The sequence below is a fragment of the Streptomyces sp. NPDC100445 genome (genome assembly GCF_044759735.1).
In the GTDB taxonomy this organism is placed as follows: domain Bacteria; phylum Actinomycetota; class Actinomycetes; order Streptomycetales; family Streptomycetaceae; genus Streptomyces.
The window spans coordinates 1-17,749 of the sequence record NZ_JBIVZV010000018.1 but is presented as its reverse complement, the minus strand read 5'-3'; the positions used below and the strand labels follow the sequence as shown (position 1 = coordinate 17,749).

Here is a 17,749-nt window from a genome sequence, read left to right as displayed (position 1 = left end):
ACAACTTCCGCCGCCAGGCAGGAGATTGACGCGCGTAGAAGTTGGGGGGACAACTGTTCACTCGGCTCTGCGCGTGTCACGGAGGGCCACCGGCCCGGCACGCTCCCGTTCCACTCTCGTCCCGGCGCTCACGCACGTCCCCGGAGGGATCCCTTGCCGAGCAGGTCTTCCGCGCGCCTCGCCGCGCTCACCGTCGCCGCCGTCTGTTCCGCCGCGTCGGCCGTCGTCCTCACCTCGCCCGCGCACGCCGACGCGGTGCGCATCCACGACATCCAGGGCACCACCCGGGTGTCCCCGTTCGCCGGCCAGAAGGTGACGGACGTGCCCGGCATCGTCACGGCCACCCGCGGCTACGGCTCGTCGCGGGGCTTCTGGATGCAGGACGCCACCCCCGACGACAACCCCGCCACCAGCGAGGGCGTGTTCGTCTTCACCAGCTCCGCGCCGAAGGTGTCGGTCGGCGACTCGGTCACCGTGACCGGCACGGTCTCCGAGTACGTCCCGGGCGGCACCTCGTCCGGCAATCAGTCGGTGACGGAGATCACCAAGCCGGTCGTCACCACCGTCTCCGCCGGCAACGCCGTCCCGGCTCCGGTCGTCGTCGACGAGGACGCGGTGCCCGACGCGTACGCCCCGGACGGCGACACCGCGGCGAACGGCTCCGTCAACGCTCTCCCGCTCGACCCGTCGGCGTACGCCCTGGACTACTACGAGTCCCTGGAGGGCATGGCCGTCCAGGTGCGCGACGCCCGGGTCGTCACGGCGACCGACCCGTACAGCGAGCTGTGGGTCACGGTGAAGCCGCACGAGCACCGCAACCGCCGCGGCGGCACGGTGTACGGCTCCTACGACTCCCAGAACACCGGCCGGCTCCAGATACAGTCACTGGGCGCCACCGCCGACTTCCCGAAGGCGAACGTCGGCGACACCCTGGCCGGCACCACCACCGGCCCGCTGGACTACAACCAGTTCGGCGGCTACACCCTTGTGGCGAGCACGCTGGGCACGCTGGAGAGCGGCGGCCTCCAGCGCGAGACGACGCGGCGCCAGTCGGGCCGCGAGCTGGCGGTGGCGACGTACAACGTCGAGAACCTCGACCCGTCGGACACCACCTTCGCCTCGCACGCCTCCGCGATCGTGAACAACCTGCGCTCGCCCGACATCGTGTCCCTGGAGGAGATCCAGGACGACAACGGCGCCACGGACGACGGCACCGTCGACTCCGGCGAGACGGTGCGCAAGCTGATCGACGCCATCGTCGCGGCGGGCGGCCCGAAGTACGACTGGCGCACGATCGACCCGGTCAACGACCAGGACGGCGGCGAGCCCGGCGGCAACATCCGCCAGGTGTTCCTGTTCAACCCCGCGCGGGTGTCGTTCACGGACCGCGCGGGCGGCGACGCCACCACCGCGGCCGGCGTCACCAAGGTGCGCGGCAAGGCGCGGCTGACGATCTCGCCCGGACGGATCGACCCGCAGAACGCGGCCTGGAAGAGCAGCCGCAAGCCGCTCGCCGGCGAGTTCGTCTTCCGCGGCCGGACCGTCTTCGTGATCGCCAACCACCTCAACTCCAAAGGCGGCGACCAGGGGCTGGCCGCGCAGTACCAGCCGCCGGTGCGCAGCTCGGAGGTACAGCGGCACGCCCAGGCGACGGCGGTCAACGCGTTCGTGAAGGACATCCTGTCCGCGCAGAAGAACGCCGACGTCATCGCCCTCGGCGACATGAACGACTTCGAGTTCTCCGGCACCACGAAGATCCTCGAGGGCGGCGGCGAGCTGTGGTCGGCGATCAAGTCGCTGCCGCGCAGTGAGCGGTACACCTACGACTACCAGGGCAACGAACAGGTCCTGGACCAGATCCTGATCAGCCCGAAGATCCGGCACGGCGGCGACTTCGAGTACGACAGCGTGCACATCAACTCGGAGTTCCACGACCAGATCAGCGACCACGACCCGCAGGTGCTGCGCTTCCGACCGTGACACGGCGGCGGGGCCGCCCGGACGTCCCGTCCGGCCGGCCCCGCCGTACCCCGCTCACCCGTGCCGGACCGCCCGGAACCCGACCACGGCCCCGGCGACGACGGCCGCGCCCGCCGCGCCGGCGATCAGCGCGGGCCCCGGGTGCCGCAGCGCGGCGTCCACGGCGGACCGCACCGGGCGCGGCACCCGCTGGTCGTCCGCCACGGTGCGGCCCGCCCGCGCCGCCCGGTCCTGGAGGGAGTGCCCCCGCTCGGCGGCCCGCTCCTGCACCAGGTGCCCGGCCCGGGTCATCCGCTCCTGGGCCCCGTGGCCGGCCCGGGCCGCCCGGTCCTGCACGTCGTGCCCGGCGTGCGCGGCGCTCTCGCGCAGCTGCACGGTCATGGCGCCGGCCCTGTCCCTCAGGTCGGCGGCCCGCGCCCGGGCCCGGCCCTTCACATCGGCCCCGTCCGCCGGCCGGCTCCTGCTCTCCTCGATCTGCTGTCGCAGCTCGTCGGGGCCCTTGGCGCCCGATCCGTGCGGGTCGCGGTCCGTCATCGGCATGCCCTTTCCCTGATCGAGCCATGGTCCGTGCGCACCGGGTACCCGACCCGAAGATCCTCAGCCACGTGCCGACGCACGGGACGACGCGGGACTCGACCTCTCAGCAACACTTATCGATATCCCGAAGAAAAATTAAGTGGAGCTTCATCGCCGCGGCGCCGACACTGCTCCCATGACCCTGCCGACCACCACGCCCGCCACGACCGCACCCGACCCCGCTCCGCCCTTCGGCCGCTCCCTGTGCGCGATGATCACCCCGTTCACCGAGGACGGCGCGCTCGACCTTGAGGGTGCCCAGCGGCTGGCGGTGCGCCTGGTCGCGGAGGGCTGCGACGGGCTGGTCCTGAACGGCACCACCGGCGAGTCGCCCACGACCACGGACGACGAGAAGGCCCGACTGGTCGCCGCGGTGCGGGAGGCGGTCGGCGGGCGGGCCGCGCTGGTCGCGGGCGTGGGTACCGCCGACACCCGGCACACGGTGGAACTGGCGCGCGCGGCCGGGACGGCGGGCGCCGACGGCGTGCTGGTGGTGACGCCGTACTACAGCCGGCCCCCGCAGGAAGCCGTGGCCGCCCACTTCCGCCAGGTCGCGGACGGCTGCGGACTGCCCGTGATGCTCTACGACATCCCGGGCCGCACCGGTACCCGTATCGAGCCCGACACCATGATCCGCCTCGCGGCGCACCCGCGGATCGTGGCCGTCAAGGACTGCTCCTACGACTTCCTCGGCACCCAGAAGGTGCTGGCGCGTACCGGGCTGGCCTACTACGCGGGCTGCGACGAGCACGTGCTGGCGCTGTACGCGGTCGGCGCGGCGGGCTGTGTCAGCACGGTCGCCAACGCCGTACCGGCGCACATGGCCGCGATCCTCGACGCGTTCGACGCGGGCGACGCCGCGCGCGCGACCCGGCTCCAGCTGGCCGCCGTGCCGCTGACCGAGGCGATGACCGGCGCGGGACTGCCCGGCACGGTCACCGCCAAGGCCCTGCTGGGTCGCCTCGGCCTCCCCGCCGGTCCGGTACGCGCGCCACTGCTGCCCGCCGGCCGGGAGGCGGCCGACGGGCTGGTGGCACGGTACGAGGCGCTTCTGGGGCGGTGATCACCGCTCGGCGCACCCCCGTGCCGTGCCGGGGTGGGTCAGTTGTGGTGGTGGAGGATGTCGTTCAGGCCGCCCCAGACCGCGTTGTTCGGGCGGGCCTCGACCGTGCCGGTGACCGAGTTGCGGCGGAAGAGGATGTGGGAGGCGCCGTTGAGCTCGCGGGCCTTGACGATCTGGCCGTCGGGCATGGTGACGCGGGTGCCCGCGGTGATGTAGAGGCCGGCCTCGACCACGCACTCGTCGCCGAGGGCGATGCCGACGCCCGCCTCGGCGCCGATCAGGCAGCGCTCGCCGACGGAGATGACGACGTTGCCGCCACCGGACAGGGTGCCCATGGTGGAGGCGCCGCCGCCGATGTCCGAGCCGTCGCCGATCACGACGCCCGCGGAGATGCGGCCCTCGACCATCGACGTGCCGAGGGTGCCGGCGTTGAAGTTGACGAAGCCCTCGTGCATGACGGTGGTGCCCGCGGAGAGGTGCGCGCCGAGGCGGACGCGGTCGGCGTCGGCGATGCGGACGCCCTTGGGCACGACGTAGTCCGTCATGCGGGGGAACTTGTCGATCGAGGTCACCTGGAGGTGCAGGCCCTCGGCGCGGGCGTTCAGGCGGACCTTCTCGATGTCGTCCACGGCGACCGGGCCCAGCGAGGTCCAGGCGACGTTGGCGAGGTGGCCGAAGATGCCGTCCAGGTTCTGGCCGTGCGGCCGGACCAGGCGGTGGGAGAGCAGGTGCAGGCGCAGGTAGACGTCGTGCGCGTCGACCGGCTTGTCGTCCAGCGAGGCGATGACCGTGCGGACCGCGATGACCTCGACGCCCCGGCGGGCGTCGGGGCCGGTCGCCGCGGTGGCGCCGCCGCCCAGCAGCTGCGCCGCCCGCTCGGCGGACAGCCGCTCGGTGCCGGCGGGGCCGGGCTCCTCGACCAGTTCGGGGGCCGGGAACCAGGTGTCGAGCACGGTGCCGTCGGAGGCGATCGTGGCGAGGCCGGCGGCGACGGCGCCGGTGGTGCGGGAAGCAGAGTCGGTCATGGGGGAAAACCTAACGCGGGCGGGCCGCCGAGGGCGAACCGCGTCTCACGTGCCGGTTGCCCCGGACGTGCGGGAAGGGGCCGCGGCGCGCCGCCGTGGCCCCTTCCCGCACGTTCCGCCGCGCAGGCGGGTGGCTCAGACGTTGAAGCCGAGCGCCCTCAGCTGGTCGCGGCCGTCGTCCGTGATCTTGTCCGGACCCCACGGCGGCATCCACACCCAGTTGATGCGCAACTCGTTGACCAGGCCGTCCGTCGCGGACTTGGCCTGGTCCTCGATGACGTCCGTCAGCGGGCAGGCCGCCGAGGTCAGGGTCATGTCGATGGTCGCGATGTTCGCGTCGTCGACGTGGATGCCGTAGATCAGGCCCAGGTTGACGACGTCGATGCCCAGCTCGGGGTCGACCACGTCCATCAGGGCCTCGCGGAGTTCCTCCTCCGAGGCCGGCTTCATCTCGACGGTGTCGCTCATGCGGTCTTCCTTTCGGCGTCGGCGCCGCTCAGTGCCTGGGCCGTCGCGTCCTTCCACGCCATCCAGCTGAGGAGGGCGCACTTGACCCGCGCGGGGTACTTGGAGACACCGGCGAACGCGACCGCGTCCTCCAGCACCTCCTCCATCGCGTCGTCGGGCTCGATCCGACCCTTGGACTGCATCAGCTCCAGGAAGGTCTCCTGGATCTTCTGCGCCTCGCCGAGTTCCCTGCCGACCAGCAGTTCGTTCAGCACCGACGCGCTGGCCTGGCTGATGGAGCAGCCCTGGCCCTCGTACGAGACGTCCGCGACCTTGGAGCCCTCGTACCGCACACGGAGGGTGATCTCGTCGCCGCACGTCGGGTTCACGTGGTGCACCTCGGCGTCGCCGTCCCTCAGACCACGCCCGTGCGGGTTCTTGTAGTGGTCCAGGATGACTTCCTGGTACATCGAGTCCAGCTTCACCTTTTCAGCACGCCCCTCAGCCGAAGAAGTTCCGTACGTGCTCCAGACCGTCGACCAGTGCGTCGATCTCGGCCGGCGTGGAGTACAGGTAGAACGACGCTCGCGTGGTCGCAGGAATTCCGTAGCGCAGGCAGACGGGGCGGGCGCAGTGGTGGCCGACCCGGACCGCGATGCCCTGCTCGTCGAGGACCTGGCCCACGTCGTGCGGGTGGATGTCACCGAGCGCGAAGGAGATCGCCGCGCCGCGGTCCTCGGCCGTCGTCGGGCCGATGATCCGCAGGTCCGGGACCTCCGCCAGGCGCCGCACCGCGTACTCCGTCAGCGCGTGCTCATGGGCGAGGATCCGGTCCATGCCGATCGCGTTCAGGTAGTCGATCGCCGCGCCGAGCCCGACCGCCTGCGCGATCGGGGGCGTGCCCGCCTCGAACTTGTGGGGCGCCGGGGCGTAGGTGGACGAGTGCATCGAGACGGTCTCGATCATCTCGCCGCCGCCCAGGAACGGGGGGAGGTCCTCCAGCAGCTCCTGGCGGCCCCACAGGACGCCGATGCCGGTCGGGCCGCACATCTTGTGGCCGGTGAAGGCCACGAAGTCGGCCTGGAGGGCCTGTACGTCCATCGGCATGTGGGGGGCGGCCTGGGAGGCGTCGATGCAGACCAGGGCGCCGACCTCCTGGGCGCGGCGGATTATCGCCTCGACCGGGTTGACCGTGCCCAGGATGTTCGACACCAGCACGAAGGAGACGATCTTCGTCTTCTCGGTGATGATCTCGTCGATGTTCGACAGGTCCAGGCGGCCGTCGTCGGTGAGGCCGAACCACTTCAGCTTCGCGCCCGTGCGCTGCGACAGCAGCTGCCACGGCACGATGTTGGAGTGGTGCTCCATCTCCGTGATGACGATCTCGGTCTCGTGGTCCACGCGGTAGGGCTCGTCGGCCCAGCCCAGCATGTTCGCCACGAGGTTCAGCGACTCGGAGGCGTTCTTGGTGAAGATCACCTCGTCGCGGCTGGGCGCGTTGATGAAGTCCGCGACCTTGTCGCGCGCGCCCTCGTACAGCGCCGTGGCCTCCTCGGCGAGCACATGCACACCGCGGTGGACGTTGGCGTTGTGGCGCTCGTAGTACTCGCTCAGGGCGTCCAGTACCTGGCGCGGCTTCTGGCTGGTCGCCGCGTTGTCCAGGTAGACGAGCTTCCGGTCGTCGTGGACCACACGGTCCAGGACGGGGAAGTCCTTGCGGATCGCCTCGGTGTCGAGGAGGCCCGGCAGCTGTGTCACGCGGATGCGCCACCCTTCACGTATGCCTCGTAGCCCTCGTTCTCCAGCTTGTCCGCCAGCTCGGGGCCGCCCGACTCGACGATGCGGCCGGCCGAGAACACGTGGACGTGGTCGGGCTTGATGTAGCGCAGGATGCGCGTGTAGTGCGTGATCAGCAGGGTGCCGACCTCGCCGGTGCCGTGGACGCGGTTGACGCCCTCGGAGACGATGCGGAGCGCGTCGACGTCCAGGCCGGAGTCGGTCTCGTCGAGGATCGCGAACTTCGGCCGGAGCAGCTCCAGCTGGAGGATCTCGTGGCGCTTCTTCTCACCGCCGGAGAAGCCCTCGTTGACGTTGCGCTCGGCGAAGGACGGGTCCATGTGGAGACGCTCCATGGTCTCCTTGACCTCCTTCACCCAGGTGCGCAGCTTGGGGGCCTCGCCGCGGACGGCGGTGGCGGAGGTGCGCAGGAAGTTGGAGACCGACACGCCGGGGATCTCGACGGGGTACTGCATCGCCAGGAACAGGCCGGCGCGGGCCCGCTCGTCGACGGACATCTCCAGGACGTCCTCGCCGTCGAGGGTGACGCTGCCGCTGGTGATCGTGTACTTCGGGTGACCCGCGAGGGAGTAGGCGAGCGTCGACTTGCCGGAGCCGTTGGGGCCCATGATGGCGTGCGTCTCGCCCTGCTTCACGGTGAGGTCGACGCCCTTGAGGATCTCCTTCGTGGCGTTGTCGGCCTCGACGGTGACGTGCAGGTCTCGGATTTCAAGCGTTGCCATGGGTGCCTCAGGACTCCTGGGAGAGGGAGACGAGAACGTCGTCCCCTTCGATCTTTACGGGGTATACGGGGACGGGGCGCGTCGCGGGGAGGCCGGACGGCTTGCCGGTGCGCAGGTCGAAGGCGGAGCCGTGCAGCCAGCACTCGATCTGGCAGTCCTCCACCTCACCCTCGGAGAGGGAGACGTTGGCGTGGGAGCAGATGTCGTTGATGGCGAACACCTCGCCCCCGGTGCTGACGACCGAGACCGGCGTGCCGGCGATCTCCACGCGCTTGGGGGTGTCCTCGGCCAGTTCGCCCAGCCCGCAGACGCGTACGAAGGTCATGCGACCGAAGCCTCCAGCTCGTCCTCGATCCTGGCGAGCAGGCGTTCCTCGATGTCGGTGACGCCGATCTGCTGGACCAGCTCGGCGAAGAAGCCGCGGACCACCAGGCGGCGCGCCTCGCGCTCCGGGATGCCGCGGGCCATCAGGTAGAAGAGCTGCTCGTCGTCGAAGCGGCCGGTGGCGGAGGCGTGGCCGGCGCCGACGATCTCGCCGGTCTCGATCTCCAGGTTCGGCACGGAGTCGACGCGCGCGCCGTCCGTGAGGACCAGGTTGCGGTTCATCTCGTAGGTGTCCGTGCCCTCGGCGCTGGCCTCGATGAGGACGTCACCGATCCACACCGCGTGCGCGCTCTCGCCCTGGAGCGCTCCCTTGTACACCACGTTCGAGGTGCAGTGCGGGGCGTTGTGGGTGACCAGCAGGCGGTGCTCCTGGTGCTGTCCGGCGTCGGTGAAGTACAGGCCGAACAGCTCGGCCTCGCCGCCGGGGCCGGCGTACGCCACGCGCGGGTGGAGGCGGACGACGTCGCCGCCGAAGGTGAGGACCACGGACTTGAAGGAGGCGTCGCGGCCGATCAGCGCGTTGTGCTGGGCGACGTGGACGGCCTTGTCGTCCCAGTCCTGGACGCAGACCACGGTCAGCTTGGCGCCGTCACCCAGGACGTAGTCGACGTTGGCGGCGAGCACGGCGTCACCGGTGTGGTCGATGACCACGACGGCCTCGGCGAAGGCGCCCAGCTCGATCACCTGGTGGGCGAAGGCGGTGCCGCCCTGGCCGTGCACCGCGATGCGGACCGGCTCGGTGAGGACGGTCTCCTTCGCCACGGTCACGACCGAGGCCTTCCCGAACGCCGAGTACGCCTGCGCGGCGACCCGGTCGACGGGGGTGCCCGCCCGGCCGATCCGCGCGTCGTCACGGCCGACGGTCTCGACGGTGACGCCCTCGGGGGCCCGGACGTCGACCTTCACGCCGTCGCCGTCCGCGGTGGCGGTGCCGTCGTGCAGACCGCGCAGCCGCTCCAGCGGGGTGAACCGCCACTCCTCCTCGCGGCCGTGCGGGACCGGGAAGTCCGCCACGTCGAAGGACGGGGGCGCGCTCATGCGCGAGACGACGGTCGACTCCGCGGCGACCGCGATCGAGCCGGCGGTGGTGGAACCCGCCGGCGGGGGTCCCCCCGCTCGAGCGGCGCCGAGAGTGGGGGAGTTCTGGGCCTCAGCCATGGCTGTCGTGGTGCTCTCTTTCTGAGTGAGACGTCTGCCGGTGGATGGGGCGGGTCAGCCGACCGCGCCTTCCATCTGAAGCTCGATCAGCCGGTTCAGCTCCAGGGCGTACTCCATGGGCAGCTCCTTGGCGATCGGCTCGACGAAGCCGCGCACGATCATCGCCATGGCCTCGTCCTCGGAGAGGCCGCGGCTCATCAGGTAGAAGAGCTGGTCGTCGGAGACCTTGGAGACGGTGGCCTCGTGGCCCATGGACACGTCGTCCTCGCGGACGTCGACGTACGGGTACGTGTCGGACCGGGAGACGGTGTCCACCAGCAGCGCGTCGCACAGCACGTTGGACTTGGAGCCCGCGGCGCCCTCGCCGATCTCGATCAGACCGCGGTAGGAGGTGCGGCCGCCGCCGCGCGCCACCGACTTGGAGACGATGTTGGACGACGTGTTCGGCGCCATGTGGACCATCTTGGCGCCGGCGTCCTGGTGCTGGCCCTCGCCCGCGAAGGCGATGGAGAGGGTCTCGCCCTTGGCGTGCTCGCCCATGAGGTAGACGGCCGGGTACTTCATCGTCACCTTGGAGCCGATGTTGCCGTCGACCCACTCCATGGTCGCGCCCTCGTAGGCCACGGCACGCTTGGTGACCAGGTTGTAGACGTTGTTCGACCAGTTCTGGATGGTCGTGTAACGGCAGCGGGCGTTCTTCTTGACGATGATCTCGACGACGGCGCTGTGCAGCGAGTCCGACTTGTAGATCGGGGCGGTGCAGCCCTCGACGTAGTGCACGTAGGCACCCTCGTCGACGATGATCAGGGTCCGCTCGAACTGGCCCATGTTCTCCGTGTTGATGCGGAAGTAGGCCTGGAGCGGGATCTCGACGTGCACGCCCTTCGGCACGTAGATGAAGGAGCCGCCGGACCACACCGCGCTGTTCAGCGACGCGAACTTGTTGTCGCCGACCGGGATGACGGTGCCGAAGTACTCCTTGAAGAGCTCGGGGTGCTCCTTCAGGGCGGTGTCGGTGTCGAGGAAGATGACGCCCTGCTCCTCCAGGTCCTCGCGGATCTGGTGGTAGACGACCTCCGACTCGTACTGGGCGGCGACACCGGCGACGAGGCGCTGCTTCTCGGCCTCCGGGATGCCCAGCTTGTCGTAGGTGTTCTTGATGTCCTCGGGCAGGTCCTCCCAGGACTCCGCCTGCTTCTCCGTGGAGCGCACGAAGTACTTGATGTTGTCGAAGTCGATGCCCGAGAGGTCCGAGCCCCAGTTGGGCATGGGCTTCTTCTCGAAGAGCTTCAGGCCCTTCAGGCGCAGCTTCGTCATCCACTCCGGCTCGGACTTCTTGCCCGAGATGTCACGGACGACGTCCTCGTTCAGGCCGCGCCTGGCGGAGGCACCGGCCACGTCGGAGTCGGCCCAGCCGTATTCGTACTTGCCCAGGCCCTCGAGTTCGGGGTGAGCAGTCTCCGTGGGGAGAGTCATGCGGGGTTCCTCCCGGCCGTGCTTGCAGGTGCGTCAGTGGAATTCTCGGGGATGAACGTCGTACAGACGCCGTCGCCGTGGGCGATGGTCGCCAGTCGCTGGACGTGGGTACCCAGCAGCTCGGCGAAGACCTCGGTCTCCGCCTCGCACAGCTGCGGGAACTGCTCCGCGACGTGGGCGACCGGGCAGTGGTGCTGGCAGAGCTGCTCGCCGACCGGTGCGCTGCGCGCCGTTGCAGCGTACCCGTCCGCGCTCAGGGCCCTGGCCAGCGCCTCGGCCCGCTTGTCGGGGGCCACGGCCTCGATCGCCTCGCGGTAGGCGCTGGCCTGCGCGACGATCCGGGCGCGGGCGAAGGCGGCGACCGCCTCGGCGCCGCCCCCCTGCTCGGCGATCCAGCGGAGGGCGTCCGCGGCGAGCTTGTCGTAGGACTGGTCGAAGGCGTCCCGGCCGCAGTCCGTGAGCGCGAAGACCTTGGCGGGGCGGCCGCGCGTGCGCGCGCCGTAGACCCGCTGTTCGCGTGCCTCCACGACGTCGTCGGCCACCAGCGCGTCCAGGTGACGCCGTACGGCCGCCTGGGTCAGTCCCAGCCGGCCGGCGAGTTCGGCGACGGTCGACGGCCCGTGGTCCAGGATGGACCGCGCGACCCGGTTGCGCGTCGAGCGCTCACCGGTCGCTAGCTCCTCCTGCGGGGTCCCCACCGGGGTCTCCCGAGCCTCGCCGACGTTTTTCACAACGCCATTGTTGCGTAATTCCGCGGGGACTGACAAGCGGCGTCCGGATCACCGGCCGGTGCACTGCGTCACTTAGGTGAACCTAATCCCACCTGCGGAAACGATCTCCGACCGCTCGCCGGGGGTGTGCCCGCCGAGTAAACCGGTGGCGGCGCCCCGCCCCGTGGGGAAGACTTCCGGAGCATGCCCACACCCCCTCCCACCGGCCCTCTCGTCACCCGGGACGGCATCGCCGCGGGCCTGCGGCTGCTCGGTGTCGAGACCGGCGAGATCCTCCTCGCGCATTCCTCCCTCAGCTCCCTCGGCTGGGTCAACGGAGGGGCCGTCGCGGTCGTCCAGGGCCTCCTCGACGCGCTCGGCCCGTCCGGCACGCTCGTCGTCCCCGCCCAGTCCGCCCAGCTGTCCGACCCGGCGTCGTGGAGCAGGCCCCCGGTGCCCGAGGAGTGGTGGGACCGGATCCGGGCGACCATGCCCCCGTACGACCCCCGGACCACGCCCACGCGCGGGGTCGGCGTGATCCCCGAGACGGTGCGGAACTGGCCGGACGCCTGGCGCAGCGCCCACCCGCAGACCTCCTTCGCGGCACTCGGCCGGCAGGCGCGGGCGATCACCGACGGTCATGCCCCCGACTGCCGGCTGGGCGAGCAGAGCCCCCTGGCCCGGCTGGAGGAACTGGGCGCCCGGGTGCTGCTGCTCGGCGCGGGCTACGACTCCTGCACCGCCTTCCACCTCGCCGAGTACCGGACACCGGCACCGCGTGTGCGGGTCGGCCGGCCCGCCCCCGGCGGCGGCGGCTGGGAGACCGTGACCGAGGTGTCGATCGACTCCGCCCGGTTCGACGAGCTGGGACACGACTTCGAACGGGACCGGCCGGTGGTGCGCGGCACGGTGGGCGCGGCGGACGTACGGCTGTTCCCCCTGGCCGACGCGGTGGCCTACGCCGAGCGGTGGCTGGTGCTGCACCGCCCCCGGGAGGAGGATTTCCCGCACCCGGCCGTCTGACGGGCCGGCGCTCTCCCTAGACTCTGGACTCATGCGAAGCGAGCCCGTGGTCCAGGTCCAGGCCCTGGTGAAGCGGTACGGCACGAAGACCGCGGTGAACGGCCTCGACCTGGTGGCCCGGCCGGGCGTGACCGCCGTGCTCGGCCCCAACGGGGCGGGGAAGACGACGACCGTCGAGACCTGCGAGGGGTACCGGAAGCCGGACGGCGGCACGGTGCGCGTCCTCGGGCTCGACCCGGTGCGGGACTCCGCGCGGCTGCGGCCGCGCATCGGTGTGATGCTCCAGTCCGGCGGGGTCTACTCCGGCGCCCGCGCCGACGAGATGCTGCGGCACATCGCGCGCCTGCACGCGCACCCCCTGGACGTCGACGCCCTGATCGAACGCCTCGGCCTCGGCTCCTGCGGCCGGACCGGCTACCGCCGGCTGTCCGGCGGCCAGCAGCAGCGCCTCGCGCTCGCCATGGCCGTCGTGGGCCGCCCGGAACTCGTCTTCCTGGACGAGCCGACCGCCGGACTCGACCCGCAGGCCCGCCGCGCCACCTGGGACCTGGTGCGGGACCTGCGCGCCGACGGCGTGTCGGTGATCCTCACCACGCACCACATGGACGAGGCCGAGCAGCTCGCCGACGACGTGGCGATCATCGACGGCGGCCGGGTCATCGCCCAGGGCTCCCCCGAGCAGCTGTGCCGGGGCGGCGCCGAGAACACGCTGCGCTTCACCGGCCGCCCCGGCCTCGACGTCGGCTCCCTGCTGAAGGCCCTGCCGGCCGACTGCACGGCCGCCGAGCCGACCCCGGGCAGCTACCGCGTCGGCGGCAAGATCGACCCGCAGCTGCTGGCCACGGTGACCTCCTGGTGCGCCCAGCACGGGGTGATGCCGGACCGGATCTCGGTGGAGCGGCACACGCTGGAGGACGTCTTCCTGGAGCTGACCGGCAAGGAGCTGCGCGCGTGACCACCACGGGCACCTACACCCCCGCCCCCGGAGCCGCCCCGCTCCCCCGCATGATCGCGGCGCAGGCGGCGCTGGAGACGAAGATGCTGCTGCGCAACGGCGAGCAGCTGCTGCTGACGGTCGTCATCCCGGCCCTGCTGCTGGTGCTGTTCAGCTCGGTCGACGTCGTGGACACCGGCGCCGGCAAGGCCGTCGACTTCCTCGCGCCCGGCATCCTGGCGCTCGCCGTGATGTCGACGGCGTTCACCGGGCAGGCCATCGCGACGGGCTTCGAGCGCCGCTACGGCGTCCTGAAACGGCTCGCCTCCTCGCCGCTGCCGCGCTGGGGCCTGATGACCGCGAAGACGCTGTCGGTCCTGGTCACCGAGGTCCTCCAGGTGATCCTGCTGACGGCGATCGCCCTCGCCCTCGGCTGGTCCCCGCACGGCAACCCGTTCGCGGTGTTCCTGCTGCTGCTCCTCGGCACGGCCGCGTTCTCGGGCCTCGGCCTGCTGATGGCCGGCACGCTGAAGGCGGAGGCCACGCTGGCCGCCGCCAACCTGGTCTTCCTGCTGCTGCTCGTGGGCGGCGGGGTGATCGTGCCGCTGGCGAAGTTCGGCTCGGCGGGACAGCAGGCGCTCGGCCTGCTGCCGATCTCCGCCCTGTCCGACGGGCTGCGGGACGTGCTCCAGCACGGCGCCGGCATGCCCTGGGGCGACCTCGGGATCCTCGCCGTGTGGGCGGTCGCGGGGCTCGCCGCGGCCGGGAAGTTCTTCCGCTGGGAGTGACCCTCGTGAACGCGTGCACAAGCGGCGGCCTACCATGGTGGGCGTGCCAAAGCTGAACCGCGCCGACGCCCGGGCCGCCCTGCGCAACCCGCTCGCCCTCATCGCCGACCGCTGGACCCCGGATCCCCGGACCGTCCGGCGGGCCGCCCTCGCCGCGCTCGTGATGTCGGTGGTGATCGTCGTGACCGGCGGCGCCGTCCGCCTGACCGGCTCCGGCCTGGGCTGCCCGACCTGGCCCACCTGCACCGACGACTCGCTGACCACGACCCGGGCCATGGGCTTCCACGGCGTCGTCGAGTTCGGCAACCGGATGCTGACGTACGTGCTGTGCGCCGCCGTCGGCTGGGCCATCGTCGCGGCCCGCGCGCAGAAGCCGTGGCGGCGCGCGCTGACCCGGCTGGGCTGGGCGCAGTTCTGGGTGGTCATGGGCAACGCGGTGCTCGGGGGCGTCGTGGTGCTGGTCGGGCTCAACCCGTACACAGTCGCCGCGCACTTCCTGCTCTCCTCGGCGCTGATCGCCGTCGCCACGCTGACGTGGCAGCGCGCCCGCGAGGGCGACGGCGCCCCGCGTCCGCTGGTCGGCGCGGCGGTGCGGCAGCTGGTGTGGGTCCTGGTGGCCGCGTCGGCGCTGCTCATCGCGGTGGGCACGGTGGTGACCGGGGCCGGCCCGCACGCGGGTGACTCCAGCGAGGTCGAGCGCATCCCGATCGACTGGGAGACGGTCGCCAAGCTGCACGCGGTGCTCGCCTGGATCGTGGTCACGCTCACCTTCGCGCTGTGGTTCGTGCTGAAGGCGGTGGACGCCCCGAAGGAGCCGGCCGCGCGGACGCGGGAGCTGTTCCTCATCCTGCTGGGCCAGGGCGCCATCGGGTACGTCCAGTACTTCACCCATCTCCCCGAGGCCCTGGTCGCCGCGCACATGGCGGGCTCCGCCGTGATGTGGATCTGGGTCCTGCGCGTGCTGCTGTCGCTGCGGGAGCGGCCGGCGCTCGTCGCGGACCTGCCCGGTCCCGCCGCCGAGGTGGCGGTCGGCTCCCGCGCCTAGGGCCTCTCGTTCGGATCATGCCGGGCTCGCGGGGGCTGACAGGCGCCGCACCTCATGGCCGGCCTGATCCGAACGAAAGGCCCTGACCCCCGCGCGCGGCGACCGGGTCCCTCACCCGTACGCGGCCACGAGAGCGTCGATCGCCGGGCCCAGGTAGTCCCGGGCCAGCCGGGCGCGGCGAACCTGCCAGGAGTGGTCATGCGGGCCCGGTGTGCCGTAGCGCCGCCGGGCGATGTCCTCGACGACCTCGGCGGGCGCGCCCAGCCCGGGCAGCTCGGCGAGCGCCTCCTTCTTCGAGATCAGCCGCCCCTCGCGCAGGGTGACGGCGGCCCGGGCGTGCGTCAGCAGCCCCAGGTCGACCCACACGTCCTGCCGCCACCGCCGGGGCCGGTCCACCGCCGGCCGCCAGAAGTCGCGCTGGTCGCGCACGACGAAGTCGGTGAGCTGCGGGTCCGGCACCGCGGGCAGCAGCGCGTCCGGCGCGCGCCCGTGGAGCACCCGGCCGAAGGTGTGCAGCTCGCGTCGGGTGACGGGGGTGACCGGGCGGCGCAGCAGCCCGTCGTGCGCCCAGGCGAGGTGCCGCCGTCCGGGGTCGTCGAGGGTGGCCGGGGTCAGGTAGCCGCAGTGGAGCTTGCGGGCGAGCGGCGTGCCGCGCAGTCCGCGGTGCACCCGTGCCACCCGCCGGGTCGGTCCGATGCCGAGCGGCCCGGGGAGTACGGCGATGAGGTCGAGGTCGCTGCGCCCCTCCTGGTAGTCCCCGCCGGCCAGGGAGCCGTGGGCCCACAGGGCGAGGGGGCGCAGAGGCGCGAGGTCGCGCAGGAAACGGTCGAGCAGGGCGTCGGTCCGCATCGGCCCAGTCTCCGCGCCCGGGCGGGCGGCCGTAAAGGGTCATCCCAGCCCGTACACCCGACGCGCGTTGTCCGCCGCGATGAGCCGGGCCACCCGCCGGGCGTCCGACCGCACCCACGCGCCCTCGGCGACCCAGGTGCCCAGCACCCGGGAGAGTGCCTCGCGGAACAGGTGGGCGCCGACCACGTGCAGCTCGGGCAACCCGTGGGCGCCGGTGGAGAAGAGGATCTTGCCGAAGGGGGCCAGCTCCAGCGTCTCGGCGAGAACGGTGGCCGCGCGGGCGCCGGTGCGCACCAGCGCGGCGCCGGAGTCGGCGTAGACGTGCGGGAAGACGCCGGCCAGGTGGGCGGTGTGGCGGTGGTACGGGTAGCCGTGCAGCAGGACCAGGTCGGTGCCGAGGCCGGCCGTGGCCCGGACGAACTCGGTGAGCAGCGCGGGGTCGGCGCGGTCGGCGCGGGAGCCGGGTGCGCCGAGGCCGGCGTGCAGCTGGAGGGGCAGGCCCGAGGCGACCGCGGTCCACAGCAGGTGGCGCAGCAGCACGGGGTCCGTGAGGGCGCCGCCGACCCGCCGGCCGGCCAGCCAGCGGCCCGCCGCGCCGCGCACCTCGCCCGGTCCCGGCGGTTCCGGCGCGAGGGCCGGTCCGTGGCGCAGCCCGGCGACGGAGGTGAAGGCGACGGCGGTCGCCGCGGCTCCGTGCACGGACTCGGCGAGGTTGGCGAGGAAGGACTCGACGGTCCCGGAGGTGTCGGCGACCTGCTCGGCGAGCGGCTCCAGCCGGACGATCTCGCGGGCCTCGGCGTTCCCCGCGCGGGCCATCTCGCCGGGGCCGGTGAGGTCCCCGGGCAGGCCGGTGTCGACCAGGTAGGTGGTGATGCCGCTGCCCCGCAGCAGGCGGCGGCCCGCCTCCAGGGCGCCCAGTTCGCGGCGGCGGGCCAGGTAGCGGGCGGGCGCGCAGTGCGGTTCGAGGCCGAGCAGGGGCGGGCACCAGCGGCGTACGGCGAAGCCGGTCTGGGTGTCGAAGAAGGTGGTGCCCGGCGCCGGGGGTCCCTCGGTGCGGGACAGCTGGGCCTCGAAGGTGCCGAGGCCCAGCTCGGTCCGCAGTACGCCGTGGCAGTACTGGTCCACGAGGGACGGCGTTTCGATCATTCCGGCTCCCCGGTGCGGACGCGCTGTGCTGCCTTGCCCGTCCTAACGGGTGACCGGGGTCCGAGGTCGCGGCCGGGTCCGGCGCCGCGCGCCGGGGCGCGCGGGCGGACCGGTGCGCCGCTCGGGGCGGCCGCTCAGTCGTTGGCGGGGCCGCCCACCTGGATGCCGGCCATCCGCTTCCACTCGTAGGGGCCCGTCCGCACCTTCGCCGCGAACTCGCCGTCGAAGGTCTCGTGGAGCGTGATGCCGGCCGCGCGCACCGCCTGCTCCCCGAGGGTCTGGGAGGGGGCCACCAGGTCCCCCCAGGCGCCGTCCTCGCCGACGAGGACGATGCGGGCGCCGCGCTGGCCGAGGTGGGCCACTTGGCCCTCGGCGCCACCGTGGGCCTTGGAGAACGCGCCGATCCGCCGGACGAGCTTCGCCACCGCGCGCTCGGCCTTGGCGTCGGCCTTCGGGTCAACCTGCTCCGTGTCTGCCATGGCCAGGATGCTACCGACGGGTAGGCGGAACGGCGACGGGAGGGGTGGGGGGGGGGGGGCCCCCCCCCCCCCCCCCCGCCGCCCCGGGGGGCGGGGGCGCCCCCGGCGGGGGGCCCCCCCCCCCCCCCCCACCACACCCCCCCCCAC

19 protein-coding genes are annotated in these 17,749 nt (G+C 72.4%); 6 read left to right on the top strand and 13 right to left on the bottom strand.

The features are described 5' to 3' along the window. The first annotated feature begins 153 nt into the window (after positions 1-153). Positions 154-1,980 (top strand): endonuclease/exonuclease/phosphatase family protein, encoded by a 1,827-nt coding sequence (locus tag ACIQVT_RS32980; protein ID WP_403762777.1) that lies wholly within the window; start codon positions 154-156, stop codon positions 1,978-1,980. Positions 1,981-2,034: 54 nt separating this feature from the next. Here the strand turns inward: ACIQVT_RS32980 and ACIQVT_RS32975 are convergent, their stop codons facing one another. Beyond that, positions 2,035-2,514, bottom strand: coding sequence for a circumsporozoite protein (locus ACIQVT_RS32975; RefSeq protein WP_403763138.1), 480 nt, complete (start codon positions 2,512-2,514; stop codon positions 2,035-2,037). A 178-nt stretch (positions 2,515-2,692) separates the two neighbouring features. Here ACIQVT_RS32975 and dapA point away from each other — a divergent pair, with 178 nt between their 5' ends. Beyond that, entirely contained in the window at positions 2,693-3,619 is a 927-nt protein-coding gene (gene dapA / locus ACIQVT_RS32970) for a 4-hydroxy-tetrahydrodipicolinate synthase (RefSeq protein WP_403762774.1), read from the top strand. A gap of 38 nt (positions 3,620-3,657) precedes the next feature. Here the strand turns inward: dapA and dapD are convergent, their stop codons facing one another. From dapD to ACIQVT_RS32925, 9 genes are all read right to left on the bottom strand, one after another. Then, positions 3,658-4,644 (bottom strand): 2,3,4,5-tetrahydropyridine-2,6-dicarboxylate N-succinyltransferase, encoded by a 987-nt coding sequence (gene dapD, locus ACIQVT_RS32965; protein ID WP_403762771.1) that lies wholly within the window; start codon positions 4,642-4,644, stop codon positions 3,658-3,660. Between the two features lie 135 nt (positions 4,645-4,779). Then, entirely contained in the window at positions 4,780-5,112 is a 333-nt protein-coding gene (locus tag ACIQVT_RS32960) for a metal-sulfur cluster assembly factor (protein WP_121789386.1), read from the bottom strand. Further along, positions 5,109-5,576: a Fe-S cluster assembly sulfur transfer protein SufU gene (gene sufU, locus ACIQVT_RS32955; RefSeq protein WP_403762767.1), complete on the bottom strand. Its 468-nt coding sequence runs from the start codon at positions 5,574-5,576 to the stop codon at positions 5,109-5,111. Before sufU ends, ACIQVT_RS32960 begins: the two co-directional genes overlap by 4 nt. Before the next feature lie 16 nt (positions 5,577-5,592). Further along, positions 5,593-6,849 carry a cysteine desulfurase gene (locus tag ACIQVT_RS32950; protein ID WP_403762764.1) on the bottom strand — a complete coding sequence of 419 codons (1,257 nt, stop codon included), beginning with the start codon at positions 6,847-6,849 and terminating at the stop codon, positions 5,593-5,595. Then, a complete protein-coding gene (sufC, locus tag ACIQVT_RS32945) occupies positions 6,846-7,610 on the bottom strand; it encodes a Fe-S cluster assembly ATPase SufC (protein ID WP_403762761.1) in 765 nt (254 codons plus the stop codon). The genes ACIQVT_RS32950 and sufC overlap by 4 nt, the downstream gene beginning before the upstream one ends. A gap of 7 nt (positions 7,611-7,617) precedes the next feature. Further along, positions 7,618-7,935 (bottom strand): non-heme iron oxygenase ferredoxin subunit, encoded by a 318-nt coding sequence (locus tag ACIQVT_RS32940; protein ID WP_403762758.1) that lies wholly within the window; start codon positions 7,933-7,935, stop codon positions 7,618-7,620. Continuing rightward, entirely contained in the window at positions 7,932-9,152 is a 1,221-nt protein-coding gene (sufD, locus tag ACIQVT_RS32935) for a Fe-S cluster assembly protein SufD (RefSeq protein WP_403762755.1), read from the bottom strand. The genes ACIQVT_RS32940 and sufD overlap by 4 nt, the downstream gene beginning before the upstream one ends. A gap of 54 nt (positions 9,153-9,206) precedes the next feature. Further along, positions 9,207-10,628: a Fe-S cluster assembly protein SufB gene (sufB, locus tag ACIQVT_RS32930; RefSeq protein WP_403762751.1), complete on the bottom strand. Its 1,422-nt coding sequence runs from the start codon at positions 10,626-10,628 to the stop codon at positions 9,207-9,209. Beyond that, positions 10,625-11,359: a helix-turn-helix transcriptional regulator gene (locus ACIQVT_RS32925; protein WP_403762748.1), complete on the bottom strand. Its 735-nt coding sequence runs from the start codon at positions 11,357-11,359 to the stop codon at positions 10,625-10,627. The genes sufB and ACIQVT_RS32925 overlap by 4 nt, the downstream gene beginning before the upstream one ends. Positions 11,360-11,542: 183 nt before the next feature. On the opposite strand from ACIQVT_RS32925, the gene ACIQVT_RS32920 reads away from it, so the two are divergent. Genes ACIQVT_RS32920 through ACIQVT_RS32905 form a run of 4 tightly spaced genes read left to right on the top strand, consistent with a single transcriptional unit; the run spans position 11,543 to position 15,128 of the window. After that, positions 11,543-12,361, top strand: coding sequence for an aminoglycoside N(3)-acetyltransferase (locus tag ACIQVT_RS32920; protein WP_403762745.1), 819 nt, complete (start codon positions 11,543-11,545; stop codon positions 12,359-12,361). Positions 12,362-12,392: 31 nt separating this feature from the next. After that, on the top strand, positions 12,393-13,316 hold the full coding sequence (locus ACIQVT_RS32915; RefSeq protein WP_403762742.1) for an ABC transporter ATP-binding protein: 924 nt from the start codon (positions 12,393-12,395) through the stop codon (positions 13,314-13,316). Positions 13,317-13,366: 50 nt separating this feature from the next. Beyond that, entirely contained in the window at positions 13,367-14,083 is a 717-nt protein-coding gene (locus ACIQVT_RS32910; RefSeq protein ID WP_403763135.1) for an ABC transporter permease, read from the top strand. 34 nt (positions 14,084-14,117) lie between these two features. Beyond that, the gene (locus tag ACIQVT_RS32905) at positions 14,118-15,128 is read left to right on the top strand and encodes a heme A synthase (RefSeq protein ID WP_403762739.1); all 1,011 of its coding nucleotides are present in this window, start codon (positions 14,118-14,120) and stop codon (positions 15,126-15,128) included. Positions 15,129-15,239: 111 nt separating this feature from the next. Here ACIQVT_RS32905 and ACIQVT_RS32900 read toward each other — a convergent pair whose 3' ends face one another. The 3 genes from ACIQVT_RS32900 to ACIQVT_RS32890 all read right to left on the bottom strand — a co-directional run bounded on the left by ACIQVT_RS32900 (position 15,240) and on the right by ACIQVT_RS32890 (position 17,602). Next, positions 15,240-15,977, bottom strand: coding sequence for a nucleotidyltransferase (locus ACIQVT_RS32900; protein ID WP_403762736.1), 738 nt, complete (start codon positions 15,975-15,977; stop codon positions 15,240-15,242). A 39-nt stretch (positions 15,978-16,016) separates the two neighbouring features. Then, a complete protein-coding gene (locus tag ACIQVT_RS32895; RefSeq protein WP_403762732.1) occupies positions 16,017-17,123 on the bottom strand; it encodes an amidohydrolase family protein in 1,107 nt (368 codons plus the stop codon). 134 nt (positions 17,124-17,257) lie between these two features. Next, the gene (locus ACIQVT_RS32890) at positions 17,258-17,602 is read right to left on the bottom strand and encodes a hypothetical protein (RefSeq protein ID WP_403762729.1); all 345 of its coding nucleotides are present in this window, start codon (positions 17,600-17,602) and stop codon (positions 17,258-17,260) included. Between the last annotated feature and the right edge of the window lie 147 nt (positions 17,603-17,749).

Excerpts from the sequence above, each read along its gene's own strand:
- ACIQVT_RS32975 (WP_403763138.1), bottom strand. The coding sequence starts at position 2,514 with ATGACGGACCGCGACCCGCACGGATCGGGCGCCAAGGGCCCCGACGAG.
- dapA (WP_403762774.1), top strand. The coding sequence starts at position 2,693 with ATGACCCTGCCGACCACCACGCCCGCCACGACCGCACCCGACCCCGCT.
- dapD (WP_403762771.1), bottom strand. The coding sequence starts at position 4,644 with ATGACCGACTCTGCTTCCCGCACCACCGGCGCCGTCGCCGCCGGCCTC.
- ACIQVT_RS32960 (WP_121789386.1), bottom strand. The coding sequence starts at position 5,112 with ATGAGCGACACCGTCGAGATGAAGCCGGCCTCGGAGGAGGAACTCCGC.
- sufC (WP_403762761.1), bottom strand. The coding sequence starts at position 7,610 with ATGGCAACGCTTGAAATCCGAGACCTGCACGTCACCGTCGAGGCCGAC.
- ACIQVT_RS32940 (WP_403762758.1), bottom strand. The coding sequence starts at position 7,935 with ATGACCTTCGTACGCGTCTGCGGGCTGGGCGAACTGGCCGAGGACACC.
- sufD (WP_403762755.1), bottom strand. The coding sequence starts at position 9,152 with ATGGCTGAGGCCCAGAACTCCCCCACTCTCGGCGCCGCTCGAGCGGGG.
- sufB (WP_403762751.1), bottom strand. The coding sequence starts at position 10,628 with ATGACTCTCCCCACGGAGACTGCTCACCCCGAACTCGAGGGCCTGGGC.
- ACIQVT_RS32920 (WP_403762745.1), top strand. The coding sequence starts at position 11,543 with ATGCCCACACCCCCTCCCACCGGCCCTCTCGTCACCCGGGACGGCATC.
- ACIQVT_RS32915 (WP_403762742.1), top strand. The coding sequence starts at position 12,393 with ATGCGAAGCGAGCCCGTGGTCCAGGTCCAGGCCCTGGTGAAGCGGTAC.
- ACIQVT_RS32910 (WP_403763135.1), top strand. The coding sequence starts at position 13,367 with ATGATCGCGGCGCAGGCGGCGCTGGAGACGAAGATGCTGCTGCGCAAC.
- ACIQVT_RS32905 (WP_403762739.1), top strand. The coding sequence starts at position 14,118 with ATGGTGGGCGTGCCAAAGCTGAACCGCGCCGACGCCCGGGCCGCCCTG.
- ACIQVT_RS32900 (WP_403762736.1), bottom strand. The coding sequence starts at position 15,977 with ATGCGGACCGACGCCCTGCTCGACCGTTTCCTGCGCGACCTCGCGCCT.
- ACIQVT_RS32895 (WP_403762732.1), bottom strand. The coding sequence starts at position 17,123 with ATGATCGAAACGCCGTCCCTCGTGGACCAGTACTGCCACGGCGTACTG.
- ACIQVT_RS32890 (WP_403762729.1), bottom strand. The coding sequence starts at position 17,602 with ATGGCAGACACGGAGCAGGTTGACCCGAAGGCCGACGCCAAGGCCGAG.